Annotated in this window: 14 protein-coding genes and 2 pseudogenes; 2 read left to right on the forward strand and 14 right to left on the reverse strand. The window is 41.7% G+C overall.

Going from position 1 to position 18,555, the window contains the following annotated elements; all coding sequences use genetic code 11:
* Positions 1–154: 154 nt before the first annotated feature.
* The 4 genes from V7O67_RS01465 to twy1 form a co-directional block, all read right to left on the reverse strand.
* Positions 155–817: a dihydrofolate reductase family protein gene (locus tag V7O67_RS01465; protein ID WP_342303795.1), complete on the reverse strand. Its 663-nt coding sequence runs from the start codon at positions 815–817 to the stop codon at positions 155–157.
* Positions 818–1,306: 489 nt separating this feature from the next.
* Positions 1,307–3,010, reverse strand: coding sequence for an arginine--tRNA ligase (argS, locus tag V7O67_RS01470; RefSeq protein ID WP_406670622.1), 1,704 nt, complete (start codon positions 3,008–3,010; stop codon positions 1,307–1,309).
* A gap of 20 nt (positions 3,011–3,030) precedes the next feature.
* Positions 3,031–4,275, reverse strand: coding sequence for a peptide chain release factor aRF-1 (gene prf1 / locus V7O67_RS01475; protein WP_406670623.1), 1,245 nt, complete (start codon positions 4,273–4,275; stop codon positions 3,031–3,033).
* Between the two features lie 169 nt (positions 4,276–4,444).
* Positions 4,445–5,383 carry a 4-demethylwyosine synthase TYW1 gene (gene twy1 / locus V7O67_RS01480; protein WP_406670624.1) on the reverse strand — a complete coding sequence of 313 codons (939 nt, stop codon included), beginning with the start codon at positions 5,381–5,383 and terminating at the stop codon, positions 4,445–4,447.
* Between the two features lie 121 nt (positions 5,384–5,504).
* Here twy1 and V7O67_RS01485 point away from each other — a divergent pair, with 121 nt between their 5' ends.
* The gene (locus V7O67_RS01485) at positions 5,505–6,281 is read left to right on the forward strand and encodes a tetratricopeptide repeat protein (protein WP_342303791.1); all 777 of its coding nucleotides are present in this window, start codon (positions 5,505–5,507) and stop codon (positions 6,279–6,281) included.
* A 63-nt stretch (positions 6,282–6,344) separates the two neighbouring features.
* Here V7O67_RS01485 and tnpC read toward each other — a convergent pair whose 3' ends face one another.
* Entirely contained in the window at positions 6,345–7,793 is a 1,449-nt protein-coding gene (tnpC, locus tag V7O67_RS01490; protein WP_406671409.1) for an IS66 family transposase, read from the reverse strand.
* Between the two features lie 382 nt (positions 7,794–8,175).
* Positions 8,176–9,195: a methylcobamide:CoM methyltransferase MtbA gene (mtbA, locus tag V7O67_RS01495; RefSeq protein WP_406670625.1), complete on the reverse strand. Its 1,020-nt coding sequence runs from the start codon at positions 9,193–9,195 to the stop codon at positions 8,176–8,178.
* 900 nt (positions 9,196–10,095) lie between these two features.
* Here mtbA and V7O67_RS01500 point away from each other — a divergent pair.
* Positions 10,096–11,469, forward strand: a complete 1,374-nt coding sequence (locus tag V7O67_RS01500) for a monomethylamine:corrinoid methyltransferase (protein WP_406670626.1) — start codon at positions 10,096–10,098, stop codon at positions 11,467–11,469.
* A gap of 517 nt (positions 11,470–11,986) precedes the next feature.
* Here V7O67_RS01500 and V7O67_RS01505 read toward each other — a convergent pair.
* The 8 genes and pseudogenes from V7O67_RS01505 to V7O67_RS01540 all read right to left on the reverse strand — a co-directional run bounded on the left by V7O67_RS01505 (position 11,987) and on the right by V7O67_RS01540 (position 18,527).
* Positions 11,987–12,199: a hypothetical protein gene (locus V7O67_RS01505; protein WP_342303788.1), complete on the reverse strand. Its 213-nt coding sequence runs from the start codon at positions 12,197–12,199 to the stop codon at positions 11,987–11,989.
* A 163-nt stretch (positions 12,200–12,362) separates the two neighbouring features.
* Positions 12,363–13,739 (reverse strand): annotated as a pseudogene (locus V7O67_RS01510) (monomethylamine:corrinoid methyltransferase).
* A 14-nt stretch (positions 13,740–13,753) separates the two neighbouring features.
* Positions 13,754–14,404, reverse strand: coding sequence for a methyltransferase cognate corrinoid protein (locus tag V7O67_RS01515; RefSeq protein ID WP_406655942.1), 651 nt, complete (start codon positions 14,402–14,404; stop codon positions 13,754–13,756).
* 219 nt (positions 14,405–14,623) lie between these two features.
* Positions 14,624–16,027, reverse strand: a pseudogene (mtbB, locus tag V7O67_RS01520) ([dimethylamine--corrinoid protein] Co-methyltransferase).
* 14 nt (positions 16,028–16,041) lie between these two features.
* Positions 16,042–16,686, reverse strand: coding sequence for a dimethylamine corrinoid protein MtbC (gene mtbC, locus V7O67_RS01525; protein WP_406670627.1), 645 nt, complete (start codon positions 16,684–16,686; stop codon positions 16,042–16,044).
* Positions 16,687–17,025: 339 nt separating this feature from the next.
* Entirely contained in the window at positions 17,026–17,175 is a 150-nt protein-coding gene (locus V7O67_RS01530) for a hypothetical protein (protein WP_406655944.1), read from the reverse strand.
* A 13-nt stretch (positions 17,176–17,188) separates the two neighbouring features.
* A complete protein-coding gene (locus tag V7O67_RS01535) occupies positions 17,189–17,479 on the reverse strand; it encodes a hypothetical protein (protein WP_406655945.1) in 291 nt (96 codons plus the stop codon).
* Position 17,480: 1 nt separating this feature from the next.
* Entirely contained in the window at positions 17,481–18,527 is a 1,047-nt protein-coding gene (locus V7O67_RS01540; RefSeq protein ID WP_406655946.1) for a hypothetical protein, read from the reverse strand.
* Between the last annotated feature and the right edge of the window lie 28 nt (positions 18,528–18,555).

The raw sequence follows: 18,555 nt of genomic DNA on the forward strand, positions 1-18,555 counted from the left end.
AACACATGCTGCCATATAATCAATTCCCATATTGACTTTGTGTTTGGGAGATTTATACGTTTGGTTTGATGGATGGTAAGCAATATCCAAAGGACTTATCTTCTTTAATTTATTGTGTCAGAATCATCTGCAAAGTAAGATTTCTACAAAGCCATTATTTCATAACTTTATACTGCACATGTAAGAAATCTTCTTTAAGCACTTCATGATCTAACATCTTGAGCATTTGTCCCGACTTCAGTACCTCCCCACACATATTTTCACTGTTGTGCCCTACTATAACAGGAGTTATGATCAGATCGATTTTGTCAATTAAGCCTTCATCCAGCATTATATCGCAAAGGGTGCTTCCACTATCCATGACTATTTTTTCGAAGCCGTATCTCTTAGTGCAAATTTCCAGAGCTTTTTTATAATCTACGTATTCCTCTCCAGTAACAACATATTCATAATTTCTTTCATTAAGATAGTTGAGGTACGAAAGTGATGTTTTTTCAGAGACTAACAATATTACGTCCTTACAGTACTCTGATCTTCTTAAGACATGCAGTAAGCCTTCAAGAATTCCAGAGGTATCCACTATTATCCAGTAAGGATTGCAAAGTGGGGCGCCATCATTTGATTTTATCGAGGGTTTGCTGAAGTCTGTGCTCTCTTCCGGTGGTACTTCCTCTATAAAACTCTCAATTCCGGTTTTAGCTGTAACCGATCCCACTAGTGTTGCATCAGGTTTGAATGAACTCAATATCTGATAATGCAATTCCAGATCAATATCAAATTCATTTATTGCTCCATCAAGACTTATTGTATTATGCATGTAACTATTCAGCCTGATAAAAACGCTATCAATAACAATCTTGACAAAAAGTTGAAACGTAAATTTCATTAGGATCATTTATTTTGATTGTTGCTATTGATTGATTTTTTGATTGTTAGATTGTTAGTGAGCAGACATCTCTATTTCGATGAAATCAGTACCAATAGGCAAATCGTGCCAGGCTGAATAGTTACTTATGCATTATGATTTCCGGGAACATATTATTCATATTTAATAATATTCTCGGATGCTTATTAATGTTAAACCATGTATGCTGATAATATTGAACTGGATTTTCCGGTATATTCTAATTCTTTTTATACGGAACCAAAATATGATTTCTAATAAATTGTTATTTCCAAATACAAAAAAAGTAAACCATAAACATGAGATTCAAAAAATCATATGCTTAATTGTTAACTCATAAAGAATGAAAACGTAAAAAAAAGGGAATTGGAAAAATTGGGTTCAAAGGAAGTGTAAACCCAATTACATCGATTCCGGTGCACCGATACCCAGTGTATCGAGAACACTTGCAAGAACTATCCTTGCACAGTCCACAAGACCGAGCCTGACATCCCTAAGCTCTTCCTCTTCGGCATTTATTACAGGCACAAAACGATAGAACTGATTGAAGGACTCTGCAAGTTCCCTTGCATAAATTGCAATTGAATTAGGTTTCAATTCCCTTGCAGATGCTTCAATGACACTGTCAAAGGAAGCCATCTTCTTTATCAGGTCCACTTCAGTATCCTCTACAAGCAAGGACGGATCAATTGGCCTGGAAGAATCCCAGAGACCGTCTTCTTCTGCTTTCTTGAGAATATTGCATGCGCGAGCATGTGAATATTGTATGAAGGGACCTCCCTGTTTCTCAAAGTCAAGGGCTTCCTCCCAATTGAAAACCGTGGACTTTTCAGGGGAGACTTTAACTATATCATACCTTACAGCACCTATACCTACGTTTCTGGCAACTTCTTTTTTGAACTCATCCGGCATCTCAGGCCGGCGTTTATCCACTTCAGTATATGCCTGCTTCTCTATCTGGTCAAGCAATTCGTCAGCAGAGATGAACTTTCCTCTGCGAGTGCTCATGGAACCTTCAGGAAGGGAAACGAATTCGAATATAACTATCTCCGGTTCACGTTTGCCTATAGCATTCAATGTTGCCTTGAGCTGTCCGGATATCAGCTTGTGATCCGCACCTAAGACATCTATCATTCTGTCAGCCCTCTCACCCTTCCATTCATGGTATGCGAGGTCACGTGTGGTATAGAGAGATGTTCCATCGGAACGTTGGATAACAAGTGTCTTTTCAAAGCCATAATCTGAGAGGTCTACAACAAGGGCACCTTTATCAATTTCAGTCCTGCCAGTTGCCTTTATTTCCTCAACTATACGGGAAACCGCACCTGAATGAATAAAACCGGATTCATATGGGAAACTGTCATGCTCAACATTCATGCGTAAGAGGGTTTCCTTGATACCATCCACTGCAAAAGAAACAGCCTCATCAAAGCTCTTAATGGTCGCCTCATCACCTTTTTCTACCAGCTGCATACGACTGTCAATCTCAGATACTTTATCAGGATTTTCAGTTAGCTCTGCATTGGCCTTTATGTAAACATCTGCGATTGCATGATCGGGTTTTTTCGTGGTGTCAAACTCAAACTGCGAAAGAGCCCATGAAACAATAGCAATCTGGCGACCCATGTCGTTGACATAGTATTGAGTCTCCACATCGTAGCCTGCACGCATGAGCACACGCTTGAGGGTATCACCTATTATGGAATTACGGATATGGCCCACGTGAAGGGGACCGTTGGGATTTGCGGATGTATGCTCCAGCAATATTTTACCCTGACAGAAATTGCCACCAAAGGCTTCTTTTTCATCAAGTATAGCAAGTACCGTATTGTCAACATAATTGCGTCCTGCAGTTATATTTATGTAAGGACCAACTGTCTTGATATCGCCTATCATGGATCCATCGGGCAATTCAATAGCTGCGACTATTTTATCGGCAAGTTCTTTGGGATTCTGCTTTGCCTGTGCTGCAAGCCGGAAAGCAACCTTTGAAGCAATATCGGCATGCTGGGAAGCTTCCAATCCCAGATCATCTACCTGAAAACCCAGTGATGCAAGGGCATCTCCCAGAGCTGAAGTAACCTGTTTTTTAAATTCAAGGAACAAGATAACACCTCAAAATGAGTTTATACACCTGTATTGAAGCGCAGTATAGCAACTATTCCACCAAAGGCATTGAGCAACTGTGAACCCTCGTCAAAGTCAGTTGATATGAACTGTACATCAGTTGCCATCTGGTCTGCAAGTTCAGACAACTCATCCACTGTATCAACTCTTTCAACTATCTCAACGTTAGTTCCACATACAGGACAAGCTCCACCAGAAGCATCCTGCTCTCCTGGTTTGAAATTACGGGTGACCTTATCCTCGTAATCTCCATTGGGACATCTCAAAGTAAGTCTTTCTGCCCTCAGATCTTCGGATATCATCAGAATTTCCACTGCGCCAATATCCAGATTATTACGAACCTGAATCTCACCATAACCGGCCTTTCCGGAATCAGATACTAGCTCAGTGAGGAAACGCTGCATGAGTTTTTTCTCAACCATCAGATCAATATCTGAAAGCCTCTCACTGGCAGCATTGACCAGTTCGGCAAGACCTGATTCATCCGTATAAGCGACATCAAAAAGTCCCAGCATTTTCTTCTGCAATTCATGGTGCAGGAATTCTCCTGATTCGAATTCTTCCTTAGTTGGTGAAGGACCACCTATGAGAACACCCTCAAAGTCCTTATGATCTACCGTAAGGAATACTTCGCTTGCAGCATCACCGATTCGTTTATAGAAGTCATGGATGGCAATAAGTCTCAATTGCTGGAACCTGTGAGCACTCTGACCACCTTTTCTCTGTTTTCCAGGAACTGCAGATGTGAGATGCCTGTATGACTCGATATGTTTGCCTACCAGCAGACCAACTGTTGCCTCTCTTCTGTCAAGCACAAGCAGGCCGAATGTTTTTGCGTCCCTTAGCATTTCCTCAAGCGGTTCAAGGAAGAACGATGAGTCACAATGGTACCTGTAGGTAACTATAGGCTGTGGAGGCTCGACTATCATAGACTCCATATTTGTCTTGTTGGCACCTATGTCTACGGCACCGGTAAAGAAAACGATACCATTCTCAGGGACTTCCACATACCTGAGCCTCGAAAGCAGGGATTCCAACGCACCCTGGACATTATCTTTTGTAACCTTTGATTTAATGTTGGAAGCCTGGCCGTGCTCTGTCCTGAGCTGGGAGGTGATATCGGATATTTGCTTTCCGGGAGGAATATAAAGTGATATCAGTTCGGTACCACGACCCTTCTTGCTTCGCAGTTCCTCTAACTGTTTCTTGAATTCGTACTTAGAATGAGCAGATTGTTCTGACATATTGAAAATACTCCGCGATTGAAGTGAACTATGATTATTTCCTATCTTCGATTCGATTGTGATGCCATATGTACTTCTAACTATAAATATAGATTGTGACAGAAGTTGTAACAGGTAGGCATTGTAACTCTTCTACTAAAAAATCATAGAACTTATGTAATATATTATACTACATAAGATGAGAAACAGAACCATCTTTAGAGAGCAGGACGACCCTGCTAACTTCTACGTCTTCTGCAACCTTATAATCAAGGTGTCCGGCCAGCTTTACTGAGAAATCCATTACTTCACCATGAGAAGGCATAGCTTCACGTGGCAACCTTTTCCTGGAAAAGCCAAGGTGCATGTAAGCTTTGACTTCTATATAATCAGGCTCTGCTTTTTTAATAAGTTCAGCATAAGCTTCCGGCTTGAACATATTTACACCCTTGATCAAAGTTATACGTATGACAGTTCTTGTATCTTTGCTCCGAAGTATATCCAGGGATTCGTTTATCCTGTCCCAGAGTTCAGGAGACTTTGGAACACAGACTTTTTCATAAGTTTGCAGGTCCGGTGCATCCAGGCTCATGTAAAGCTGTGAGGGGTTTATTTTTTCAATCATCAGGGGTACCGTACCATTGCTTACTACAAAGGTAGTAAAACCCTGTTTTTTAAACTCTCCGATAAGTTCCGGAAGTTGTGGGAAAAGTGTGGGTTCCCCTGAAAGGGATATTGCTACATGACGTGGTTCGTTGCCCTCCGCCCAGAGTTCCCGGGGAGCTGAGCCTCCAAAGCCGGAAATTAACTTTCGCTGAGAATCAATACATGACCCCACTATTTCCACTGGAGAATTCCAGTCTGCAGGAATAGGCACATCGATTTCTGTAGGCCTCCAACAGTGAAGACATTTCTGATTACACATAAGAGTAGGCGTCATCTGTAAACAACGATGTGACTGTATACCGTAAAAAACGGATTTATAGCATTCGCCTTCATCCTTGATGGCTCTTCCAAGCCAGAGACATGTCTTCACTGCCGAATGCTTACCTGCAAGACTATATCCCTGTTTCTTCAAAAGGCTCTTGAAATCCGTAATATCCCGGACCTTTTGCTTTCTTCTGGACATTTTGGTGTAGTTAAAATTTTGATATATATAATGAATGGAAAGGTCTTGAATGTGATTAACAGAAAAATGATCAGAGTGCTATTTAACAAAAATATATATGCATACGAGACTACTTTTAGATATGAGCCTGCTGCGAAAACTCTATGACGATTCTCTGGATAAGAAAAAAATAAGGAACACTGAAAAAAACGCTGTCGAAGCTTATAGCAAAGGACATGTCCATCTAAAGTTAGGATACTGTGAAGAAGCCATTGACTCTTACATCAAAGCTGAAGAACTGTGGAATTCCCTGGGAGATATATTTTCTGTGCAGGGGATGGATAAAGAAGCCTCAAGGGCATATGTAAAGGCAGTTGAGACATGGTTTGACAGAAGTTTTGTACTTTATAAAATGGGCAAAAATGAAGAGGCATTAGAACTTATAGACAGGACCCTTGAGAAACAGGCAAGTAACCCTAAAGTTTTTTGCAGTAAAGCACTGATACTCTTTGAAAATAAGAAATATGAAGATGCTCTTAAGTGCCTTGAGAATGCCTTGGACCTAAGCGTTGAAGACCCAGGTGCCTGGTGCTACAAAGGTAACACTTTATGCAAACTTGGCAGGTACGATGAGGCATTGGAAGCATATGACAGATCCATAGAATTGTCAAATCCTCAGGCTTTTCAGTTCCCCCGTTTTGCCTGGATATCAAGGAGTTCCTCCTCACAGATTCTGCCAGATTCTGCACAGGCATGGTATTGTAAGGGTGTCGCCCTTTTCGAACTTAAAAGATATGATGAAGCCAAAAAAGCACTTGGAAATCTGCTAGAAATAGAACCGGAGTTTGAGAATGCAATAGAACTCAGGAAACTTTGTTCCAAAAAATCAAAAATAGAATCGGATCAAAATAAAAAATAGTAATAAAAAATGGTAACTATTCAGCCTAGCTCACTTCCACCAAGCTGATTTCTTCATCCACGATTAATTCTGCAACTTTGGAACAAATGAATTGCCATAAAATATTGCACTAATTGCATCGATAACAGATTCAGAATTCTTATTAACAGTAGACACGTATCCTCTTATACGGCAGAAATTTTTTGCACCCTGTTTACTGCGGAAAGTACCTGATATCTTCTGCTGTACTTTCGTCATTCTGATATCTCTTTCAGCCTGATTGTTATCAAACGGAACGTTTTGGTCGTACATAAATCGCAAGATATCCTCTTTATGGCCAATAAACCTATCCAGCAAATTCTTTACCGTGGTCTGCTTCTTACGTCCTCGTTTTTTAGACCGCACATTTGATTCCGGATCAGGAGGATTTTCATTCACTCCTAAACAAGTTATGTGATCATAATCCTCACTGAACCTTTGAATTAGCTCAGTATCTAAAAGATCATTATCAACATGATGTTTAATGCATATCAAGAGATCACTCATTATCTTTGGCCACTGTTGATCCCTGTTTTCGGAAGCTCCAGTTAACTCTCGTAATAAATGTGCATTACATAATGAATGTTGACATTCATATTTGTTGTACGGTTTCCAAAAATCATGTGTTGCAACACCAGTGTAACCTGGTAATATGCCCATAGCATCCATTGCTTCTGAGCCCCTTTTGCGATGTGCAAAATAATAGGTCAGTTTGTCTGTACCTGCCACATGAAGCCAATTACGAACTGCATTTATTCTCATTCCTGTTTCATCCAGATTGATGACAGGAGATTCTTTCAGGAGATGTTTCACTGTATTTTCAAAAGCTCCAAGCTTCTCAAAACAACTACGTTCCGTGTTCACCAAAGTAGCAGGACTTATCTTGCATCCCAAAATATCAGAGAACAACTTGGTAACACGCTGATAAGGAAGTAATTGGTAAGTGTGCAAATAAACTGCAAATGACTTAACTCGATGACCGTATTGAGTCGGCTGAGTTACACCATCTGGAAAAAGAGCTTTGTTTACATGAGAACATTTGGGACATGTTTTAATCTCGCAACGATGTTCAATGCAATTGATAGTTATAGGAGGAATGTCAAAGACCTGTCTTCTTTCATAGTCAGAGGGAACAGAAGCTAACGATCTCCCACAATTGACGCATTGATTAACAGGATGAACAATAACTTCATCCGGATCATCATTTATTCTTAATGTAGTACCAGGATGACCGTTTTGACCACCTACATGCTTATTGGTCTTTTTTCTTTGACTTTTAACGGTTGGTTTATTCCGTGCATAAGAATCAGTAGAAGGTGGTTTGCTACTGTTGCGACTATTCTTTTCAAGCATTTCTTCCAAATGCCTGACACGCTCTTCAAGTTGTGCAATTTGGAGAGATTGATGTTCAATTATCCCAAGTAATCGAGTTACAAGTTCTACTACTGCTTCTGGACCAGCTTCATAAACTGCAAGTATTTCTTCGCGGTCTATACAAATCCCCTCAGATTGATAGACGTTTTTTATGATATTTTACTGAATATTTTTTAACACATAGAATGAAGCCATAGTATATTGTTTTTTGCATCATTAAAACAGTTAGGCTGAATAGTTACAAAAAATGTAACTATTCAGCCTGATAAAAACGCTATCAATAACAATCTTGACAAAAAGTTGAAACGTAAATTTCATTAGAATCATTTATTTTGATTGTTGCTATTGATTGCTTTTTTGATTGTTAGATTGTTAGTGAGCAGACATCTCTATTTCGATGAAATCAGTACCAATAGGCAAATCGTGCCAGGCTGAATAGTTACTAAAAAATGAAAGGGAAAATCAGCTTTATTCCCTTTCCATTATTTTTCTATCTATGATATTAATATTTGTGATTCTTTGCCATCTCGACCATTGCCTGGAGGTTCTCGGTAGGAGTCTTGCTCACAATACCACATCCAGGGCCGAGGAGGCCAATTCCTGCATCCAGTACCTTCTGTGACTCTTCCCTGATAGCTTCAGGTGTCTGGTTCCAGAGCATGTTAACAGGATCGAGGTTACCTACTATGACAGCTCTCTCTACATTTCCTACAGCTGTTGCAGCATCTACATTCTGGTCAACACTGATACCGTCTACACCACATGTTTCCATGAGTGCAAGACCCTGGGTTGTGTCACCACAGATATGCAGTACGGTAGTTACACCGAGCTCACGCATTGCGTCGCAGATTCTCTTGTGGAAAGGTACAACGAACTTCTCGTAGAATTCATTACCGATAAGCTGTGCACTTGCGGTTGGGTCAATGATGACCATTGTGTCTGCACCGTTCTCGACCATCTTCTTGGCATATGCAACACTGAAATCAGTTGAGAATTCCATGAGTGCAAGACCGAATTCCTCATTTGTCATGATAGCCATGAACCAGTCATCACCATTGATGTGCTGTGAAAGGGAGAAAGGACCGATCATACTACCCATGATAGGAAGTTCGTCTCCGTACTTGTCTGCAAGGATCTTGATAGCATCACAAACAACGTTAATTCTTCCTTCGTTGAGGTCATAGCCTTTGAGCTTGTCGATGTCTTCAATGGTCTTGACAACGTGACCAACAACGGATGGCTGCTGTTCTTTTGTACCTGCCTTGATACCACATCCGAAGAATTCAGCTTCTGCGCTGATGTCGAACGGGACACGTACAGCTTCAAAGCCTACTGCCGTGTGGCCGGCTTCTGCAAGTTTTGCCATTGTTTCTGCATCATCGTTAGCTTCAGGCCAGAAAGCACCACAGGCTTCCATCTGTTCCAGGGTTCCTGTCTGCGTAACAGAGATGGCTGGCATTCTGTCAACTGTTTCTCCTCTTAATGCGCGTGCCAATCTCTCTTTAGGTGTATATTCATCCATTGAAGTGAACTCCTATAGTGTAATATTGTCAAATGGTGTTCACTTAGATATATATTTTTCGATTAAGCACTCGATAAGTTTAAATACATAAAGAAAAAGAATGTGTCTGGAAAGACATAAATACGAGATGAGATCATTCTTACAAAAGCTGATTTTCAAAAACAATGAAAAAAATAATGACTGCTTATGCACCTGTTTTTGAACCATGAAGGCAAAAGAAAACAGCTTTGCATAAACAAATACTTACACAATATATTTTAGAATAATCAAAAATACAGACGCTAATATCAAAACGCAAAGATACATAAAATATAAATATGATATTTTGCACATGTGTGATTTAATATCTCGATGAGACAAAAAAAAGACACTTTCGTTAGAATTCCAGAATAATCCAATATAATGCACATATCGAAAATTAAGCAAAACATAATTGATTATTCATTAGTAACTATTCAGCCTGATAAAAACGCTATCAATAACAATCTTGACAAAAAGTTGAAACGTAAATTTCATTAGGATCATTTATTTTGATTGTTGCTATTGATTGCTTTTTTGATTGTTAGATTATTAGTGAGTAGACATCTCTATTTCGATGAAATCAGTACCAATAGGCAAATCGTGCCAGGCTGAATAGTTACATTCATTATATTCCTTTTGAAAAGAAATCTGTATTAAGAATTACTGCAAAATAATTGGACTGGATACTAAATCCAAATGTCTATAATAAATGTCTACAATAATAATAGTATGCTAATATACAATACAAAATCAAGCATACATCATGGGTTTAACAGAAATATATAAATACAAGAAACAAATCTGTCTTAATTAAAAAACTGTAATGTATACCCCCTTTCACTTCTGATAGGGCTATTTTGTCTAAATAGGAGAATTATCATGCAAAATATCTACAAATACCTCAAATATGCAATTGGAGGAGAAAAAAGAACCGAAAGGGAGCATGACATAAAAGTTTTCAAAAAATCAGAAGAATTAGCTCTTAAATATGGGATAGAGTATGATCCTAGAATTTTTGTGCCTGATGATCTTGAAGCTGCAGATTCTGTATTTGAAGCCGGTATTGAACTTCTCCATTCTGTAGGGATATTCTGTAGAAGCACCCAGAGAGTTATTAATATTGACGAAGAAGATATTTTGAAGGCTTTGAATACCACAAACCCTCTTGAGATTGGAAGACTCAAAGAAAAAGTAATAGTAGCAAATCGTTACCCTATGGTTTCAATCCCACCGATTATCATAGGCGGGCCGATGGGCGGAAGCGTCTCCGAGAAGATGTTTATATACACCAATTTAAGTGCAGCGATGGAAAATGTTGTCCAGGGAATCTACAGTGGAGCAATGAAACAGTTCTGTGGGGAATATATTCAGCCAAAGAGCCCTCTGGAGATGTTAGCTGTCCTGAAGGCAGCAAGAAATGAAAGACTTGCTACAAAAATAGCAGGACGTGAAGGGCTTGCACTTATGGGACCGAGCACACCTACTCTTCCAACATCTTACCTGCTTCTTTCGTCCGGCGAACTATACTCAAGTGCTGATCCTCAGGAAGTCTACATGGATGATCTTAAAATTGATTATGAAACGCTCTCCAAATGTATCTTCCATCAGGAACATGGCAATCATTACATTTCCGGCCAGGTGCCTGTTTTCGGAGGGCCATGTATTGGCACACCTGAAGGACTGGCAATCGTCGATGTGGCAGAGACACTTCAATCAAAGGTGCTTGCACACTCCAGCATCCATGCTTCCGGGGCCGTACATGTGGATTCCGGTTCATCTTCGACAAAGGAAGTAATGTGGGCCTCCAACCTTTCATCTCTTGCAATCTCCCGCAATATGAACTATTACACCGCAAGATATTACTGGAATACAGCTGGCATATGCACGGAAATGATGTTCTATGAGACTGCCGCCCAGGCAATAGGAGATACTGTCTGCGGAAGGGACATACTTCTTGGACCGGTAGGAGCGCGGGGAGGAGTACCAGACCACTCATCCGGCCTGGAATCAAGATTCATGGGAGAAATTTCTCAGATGGCAACCCACCTGACCCTCTCTGAAGCTAATAAGCTCGTGGCAAAGATATATGCAAAATATGCTGATCGCCTCAAATCCCCACCACAAGGGAAACCCTTCGAGAAATGTTACAACATCCGTTCTGAATACGATATGGAACCTACCGAGGAGTATCTGGCACTTTACAGGAAGATATCTTACGATATATTGGGAGACTTCCCCGGGGAGCCAGTTTGAGAAAAAAGTAATACCATGAATTCTTTTCAAAAACGATTATGAAATTTCTTTTCTGTTATTTGATTTACTTTAAATTCAAGTACAGAAGATAACTTTTTCTTACTTTCCTGATTTAGCCTCTCAAAGATATTCACTTTAAAATCGTCATAAACACGTATCTCTGCTTTTTTAAGCTCATTGTAACTATTCAGCCTGATAAAAACACTATCAATAGCAATCTTGACAAAAAGTTGAGACCTACATTTTATTAGGATCATTAATTTTGATTGTTGCCATTGATTGCTTTTTTGATTCTTAGGTTGTTAGTGAGCAAACATCTCCGTTTTGATTAAATCAGTATCAATAGGCTAATTGTGGTAGGCTGAATAGTTACAGCTCATTTTTGTCTCTACGAGGGCGTTGCATATAAATCACCAAATTCGGGGCTCTGTAGAAAACCTATTGAAATCAACATCAATAGAATTAAATTCACAAATTTAATCAGTGTCATGCAGCACATTCCGAATAATTGTTGACTTTAATTATCACCAAAAAATAGAGGATTTCTACATACCGACATGAAAAATTTATAGCCTAGAAAAATATCCTCATCAACTTCAATATGATGATAAGTATTCATCCATTCCTGAAAATCATCTGTTTTCGATACTATTTTAAGAATATTAACAAAAGGTAAAATTCGGTCTGCGGATAAATTATCGTTGAACAATTCTAAATCTTCACTAACCATTCCACTCTATCCTTAGATATTTACTATCTAAATAAACAGTACTGATAGGATAATGTCTTTTGGACAACAAATGAATATGAATTCAAAAAATAGGTTGAGCCAGCGGTGATTAGACGCTGGCCATTAGGGAAGTGATAAACTAGTTATCACAGGGATTTAGGACTTAGAATACAAGTCCAAGCTCTTCGAGCTTCTTGCGTGCGCCTTCGTAGACCTTCACATACTCGTCGGTTGGTGTTACGGTAGCGATGTCGTAACATTCCTGGAAAGTCTTACCCTCTGGTGCACTTGCATAGTCATTCTCGTAGAGTTTGACAAGAGAGTCGAGAATCTTGTTGACTTCTCCAATATCCATACCGGATGTTGCTCTTGCGACCTCTCCCATCATCCTTGCTTCCATACCTGTGGTCTTGTCCTGGACAACACCCTTTGCAGCTGCAACACCGGAGAGAATCTCACGGCCGGATGCAGTGTCAGTCATGGACTGTGCGGATGCTTCAAGCAGGCACATCTCGGTACATGGACCGGCACATGGGTAGTACTGGTTACCGGAAAGCATGTTGGTGAACTCTGAGATGGTTGCACAGGTCCATCCTGCGATCATCAGGGTTTCCCTGGTGTTGGTAGAGCCCCAGCGGATGTGCACAGGACCGTCAAGGTGCCAGCTGGCATTGCTCATAACAAAAGCATTGATGTGGGTTGCGATATCAACGATAGCAGTCTCTTCTATGCCGCCGGCATAGCCACCAAAGATTGGCATCTGCTCATCCATGATGATGTCGCTGTTACCCTGATAGTGTGCCATGACACAAACTGCGTCAAGGTCGATCTTAAGTTCATTGAGCTGGGATACTTCGTGACTATCACTGCAGACCTGGCCACCGACGCAGTCTGAAGCGATATTTCCCTGAGCGGACAGGGAAGTCTCTGGTCCCTATATGCCTATTCCTGGCCTTCCGGCCATTGCTGCTGCGGTCTTGATGAGCCTTGTCTCGGTCTTGGCAGCGAGTACTTCGTAAGGAGTCTTTGGAATTGGAGGCTTGCCACGGACAGTCATCATGACACCGTTAACGATGGTGTCGATTTCCTTCTCAAGAGCGTAGCTCATGTGAACAGGCATGAACATGTCCTCGGAGATAGGGGAACCGGTTGGACCACCCTGAACGATTGGTTTTTTCTTGTCGCCTACGTTTCTTTTCCTGACGTTTACGGAGTCACGACCGGTTCCGAGTACGAATTCCTTCTGCACGTTGTTGATTGCGTCCCAGATTTCATCCTCGGTGTATTTTACTACACGGCTTGTGTCGGTACAGAAGATACCACACTCAAGAAGCATGTCGAAACCTGCCTTGAACAGGTTTGCCATCATGTCCTTGTCGGTTGGAACGAATTCGTTCTTGAAGTCAAGGTTGTATTTCTGTTTGAGCTCCATTGCTTTCATAGGGATTGTCATGAGGTCCCAGTCGTCCTGGGTCATTTTCTCTCCCTTCTTTGCACGCTCATAGAATTCAAAACAATCTAATGATCTTGAAAATGCCATCTTTGAACTCTCCCTTATTTCATTATCTCAAGAGCTACACGTGCTGCATCTGCTGCATTTTCTGCTGTTGCGTCTGCGCCGATTTCCTCGATCCATGAGTCGGATACAGGTGCTCCACCGAACATGATCTTGACGTCGTCCCTGAGACCTTCTTCCTTGAGCATCTCTACTGTGTCTTTCTGACCAAGCATGGATGTTGTCATGAGTGCTGAACCTACAAGGATGAGCTTCTGGCCCTTGTTCTTTGCTACTTCTTCAACGACAGCATCGTTTGTTATGTCTACACCAAGATCGATGATGTTGAATCCGTTTGCACCGAGCATGGTTGTGACTAAACGGTGACCGATATCGTGGATGTCGCCTTCCTGTACATATGTGATTGCTGTTCCTGCACCTTCTCCGGTCTTTTCTTCTGCAAGGATAGGGGTGAGAATTTCCATTGCTGCGTTCATGGCCTTAGCGGACATCATGATCTGTGGAAGGTAGATCTCGGCTGCTTCGAACCTGTCACCGACGATCTTCATTCCGACGGAAAGACCGCCTTCGATTGCTTCAACTGCACCGATACCAGCATCCAGGGCTTCCTGGGTAGCTGCTGCACAGCCGTTGATATCCTGATTGACTATAGCGTCTCTGAGTTTGTCTAAAAGTTCTTGATTGGACATGTTTTACCTCCTTATGTGATAGTAGTTTTGATTAAGGTAGAAAGCAACGTTTTGACTTTCTGAGTGTTGCCTGCATCCCACCTTAATTATAGGTGTACGGTAACCATGTACCGTATCACTACTATATATATTTTATGTTTAATACGATATTGGTATAAAAGAAAAATGCCGTAAGCCCCATTAATAATGGAACTTATCAGGCAATACCAAATAATTGATTTACTTCAACTGTCCTCTGAACTGCTCACAGCTGTTGATCTTAATATCCAAGATCTTCTCGATGTTCATCTTTGCTGCAATTCCCTTTGGAGCTCCTGCAACAGAGGTGATTACACCGATACCAAGCTCTTCTCTGAGTTCCCTCATGACATATTCGTCACTGAGGTCAAGAGTTGAAACTTCCAGTTTCTTTGCAACGTATTCCTTTGCTTCTCCAATTCTCATGTTCTTCTCGAACTGCATCCTTGCAACAAGGTCTCCTGCTGCTCTGATACCGCTCATTCCGGAAGCCATTATGTGAGAGATCGGCATACCCACTGGGTCGCCGACCCCTATCTATATACCATCGACGCCAGCAATTTCGACCATCGCTTTGCTGGCCCTTGAAACAGCATCAATTGGAGGGGTCTCGAACATTGGAATACCGCCTACACCCATACCCATATCTACATGACATGGAAGTGATGAAGCTTCAACAGCTGCCTTGATGAATGTAACAGCTCTTCCAAGGTTCCATGCTGCAGTTTTGCTGGTATTTGTGTTCACAACAGGACCGAATACGTTTGCACCGGCCTTTGCTACCAATGGAGCCTGCTGGTGTGGCCACAGACCTGCAAGTACTGTACCATCGTATTCCATCTCACCGTGAAGACCGAGCAGAAGTTCTCCTGCCATACCTGCTTCAATGTAAATGTCAGGGTACTGCTCTCTCAATGCCTCGATTGCGTGGAGGGATGCAAACATGTCACCGTCTCCAGCAGCACCAATTGTATCGAAGTTAACACCGTCTGCACCGGATGCCATGAGTCTCTGCATGATCCAGACAATGTCCCTTGTAAGGTGTTCAGCTGAATGTTCCATGGATTCCTGTGCTTCTCTGATCTTGAAAGCCTTCATCAAATCTCCTGGGTTCTCGAAAGGACCGTCAGGAGTGTAGTAAAGACCCATGTTTGGCATTGCACCGTAAAGAAGAGGAACGATCATGTTCTGCTGGCAAACTTCCATTGTCTGCATTTCCTGTGCAATGACAGGTTTTACTGGCTTGTAACTGTAGTCGATGTGGCCCAGTTCCATTGTGTCAGCACCGAATGCCCTCTCGTGCATCATTGCACCAACGAGCCTGCTGGCGGGAATACCTACACCACTGTTACCCTGGTCACCATCGATCCTGATGGTACCGATATCGTGGGTTACAGGAACTTCCTTACCTGCTTCAACACCAACCATTCTAGCTGGCATTGTCATAATCTCAACAAGCTTGTCAAGTTCATCTTCACTAAGTTCAGGGATTTCTCCAAGATCTGCAGCATCTGCCATACCTTCCCTGAGGTCTGCCATGATCTGCTCCTTTGTCATGAAGATTCTTTTTCCGTCTCCCATTCTCAATGCATATTCTGTTGTCATGAATAACACCTGACTTAAATGAGTAATTCTTTAGCTTTTGCAACAGCTTCACTTGCATTCTCTGCATAGCAGTCTGCGCCGATCTTCTCAGCCCATGCCTGGGTTGCAGGTGCGCCACCTACCATGACCTTTATGTTGTCACGCATGCCCTGTTCCTTGAGCATCTCGATGACATCTTTCTGACCCTGGAGGGTTGTGGTCATGAGTGCGGACATTCCTACCATGTCAGCATCAGTTTCCTTAATCTTGTCAATAAAGACCTGAAGAGGAACATCTCTGCCAATGTCGTGGACTTCAAATCCTGCGGACTGAAGCATTGTGGACACAATGGATTTACCGATGTCGTGAACGTCTCCCTCGACTGTACCGTTGACGATTACGCCGAGCTTCTTGCTTGCAGCGTCCTTTGGCATGTCTGCTTCAAGGAGAGCTACACCAGCTTCCATTGCACCGGCTGCCATCATAACGTGTGGAAGGAATAACTTACCTCTCTCAAAGAGAATACCTACTTCGTTCATTCCTGCTGCAAGACCATTCTCAATAATATCTGCAGGAGCGATGCCCTGACCTCTTGCTTTTTCTACAGCTGCCTCGACAGCATCGTTTTTACAGGAAACGATGGCATCTGACAGTTCTTTGTACATTTCTTCGTTACTCATTACTATACCTCGTTAAATTTTGATAATTTAAACAATTTTGATATTATGCTTTGCTTGTAGGGAATGTAACCCGTAGCAAAATAAGATACATAATGGATAGATATATATGTTCCCTTTGAGAAGGGTATTTAAACATTACCCTTATGCGTCCTCTATATCTAGTATTTATATTTTTCCATTATATTTTCTTATTGAAGCTTCGGACACAGATGACTAAATAAAGACTAAAAGGCACAGAGCAATTGCAAGATCACTAATCCACAAATAGGATAATGACTTGCACATCTCTGTGCCTTATGGACTACTCAACTAATTTGTCGATACTCTTTTTAGACCCGCTTAGAATTGTGAAACGAAAGTTCGTGCCTGCCAGAGTGCAAGTAAAGCAACGACAAGAATCACTACCATCCATAACACATCTGCAGCAGGCAAAGGTGAATTTACCCAGTAAGCGTTGTAAGCTTCCATTGCGGCTTCTGATTGTACCATTTGAAATCCTCCATCAGACATACGTCAAACAAGCATCTGCGGCCCTTGCTCTTCCAAAGTCGGTGAGCACATATCTATGAAGAAGGAAACCTTTCTTGTAGATTCCGTCTTCATCAACCTTGACCTCAACATCCTTGAGCATTCCACCTGAAGCAAGTTCGATTATATCGAAGTTGATAGAATCTCTTCGGAAATCTCCTTTGAGATTGTACTCTTTCTGAATCTGCTGAACGATTTCGTAGTTCCATTTACTATCGCTACACAGCTCAAGTATTCTGAACTTTATCGGGCGTAGTTCCGCCATTTTAGTCACCTCTCAAAGATTCCATTTCACCTGTATCTTCTGAGAACATTATAGTACTTCCGGCAAGACAAAGAGCACCTCCAAGCAGGATAGTCCATCCAGGAATATCTCCGAAGAAAAGTGCAATGAAGACAACTGCCATCAGACCGTAGAGGTTTCCGATACCCTGTCCTCTGCCCACACCAATAAGCGGGAAGGATTTGTACCATGCAACATAACAGAAACCAAACGTAATTCCTGCGAACATCAATACCAGAATTGTAAGTGGCTCGAATGCAAGGAGTGCGTACTTGATCATTGGGAATCCAGCTATAACAAGCAGAGGAATAGCAATGATCCACCAGATGATATTTTCACCAAGGAACCTTAGTGTAAGACCAACATCAGGCTCTGCGATATCAAGACCCTTACCTGCAACAGCACCTTCAATACCCCAGCCGGCAGCTGCCATAAGTCCACCAACGTAGCCGATCCACGCAACGTTGCCGTTACCAAGTTCTGTAAGCAGACCGCCACCGAATATAGTGATACCACCGACAATGATGAAACCAATACCTACAAATGCACGCTTGGTTATCTTTTCACCATACCATTTGGAAGCAAGTATTGAACCTACTACAGGATACATAAGAGCTGCAACTGCTGCAAAAGCTCCTCCTACAAAACCCATAGCAATGAAAGAACCCAATATGGCCATAGGGCCACCAAAAATAGACGCAAGGAAGAACCATTTGGAACACGGGTTGAATTCTTTTACCGTTCTCTTCATTTCTCCGAACTTTCCAAGAACTCCATTCCAGACTCCAAGAGCAATAATAACTGTTAATGCATTAAGCGCCGTAATGAGAACCGCCACTATTACCAGTGCGACCCCATCGCCACTTCCTGCAGCTATTTCACCATACATCTCATCGAAAGGATTAAGTACCCAGACGACAGTACCGGGGATATACCACAGACCCCAGAGCACTGCACAAAATAGGGCCCACATATAACCGAACTTTACTCGACGTTGGTGTTCCTGTTTTTTTAATAGTTTTAAATCCACGCAAATACCTCCAACTTTTTAAACCTTC

This window comes from Methanolobus sp. ZRKC4 (assembly GCF_045291305.1).
In the GTDB taxonomy this organism is placed as follows: Archaea; Halobacteriota; Methanosarcinia; order Methanosarcinales; family Methanosarcinaceae; genus Methanolobus.

What these genes read in the sequence shown, in the direction of transcription:
- V7O67_RS01530 (WP_406655944.1), bottom strand. Translation starts at nt 17,175, where the DNA reads ATGGTACAATCAGAAGCCGCAATGGAAGCTTACAACGCTTACTGGGTA.
- V7O67_RS01485 (WP_342303791.1), top strand. Translation starts at nt 5,505, where the DNA reads ATGAGCCTGCTGCGAAAACTCTATGACGATTCTCTGGATAAGAAAAAA.
- twy1 (WP_406670624.1), bottom strand. Translation starts at nt 5,383, where the DNA reads ATGTCCAGAAGAAAGCAAAAGGTCCGGGATATTACGGATTTCAAGAGC.
- V7O67_RS01515 (WP_406655942.1), bottom strand. Translation starts at nt 14,404, where the DNA reads ATGTCCAATCAAGAACTTTTAGACAAACTCAGAGACGCTATAGTCAAT.
- mtbA (WP_406670625.1), bottom strand. Translation starts at nt 9,195, where the DNA reads ATGGATGAATATACACCTAAAGAGAGATTGGCACGCGCATTAAGAGGA.
- prf1 (WP_406670623.1), bottom strand. Translation starts at nt 4,275, where the DNA reads ATGTCAGAACAATCTGCTCATTCTAAGTACGAATTCAAGAAACAGTTA.
- V7O67_RS01505 (WP_342303788.1), bottom strand. Translation starts at nt 12,199, where the DNA reads ATGGTTAGTGAAGATTTAGAATTGTTCAACGATAATTTATCCGCAGAC.
- V7O67_RS01500 (WP_406670626.1), top strand. Translation starts at nt 10,096, where the DNA reads ATGCAAAATATCTACAAATACCTCAAATATGCAATTGGAGGAGAAAAA.
- mtbC (WP_406670627.1), bottom strand. Translation starts at nt 16,686, where the DNA reads ATGAGTAACGAAGAAATGTACAAAGAACTGTCAGATGCCATCGTTTCC.
- V7O67_RS01535 (WP_406655945.1), bottom strand. Translation starts at nt 17,479, where the DNA reads ATGGCGGAACTACGCCCGATAAAGTTCAGAATACTTGAGCTGTGTAGC.
- V7O67_RS01465 (WP_342303795.1), bottom strand. Translation starts at nt 817, where the DNA reads ATGCATAATACAATAAGTCTTGATGGAGCAATAAATGAATTTGATATT.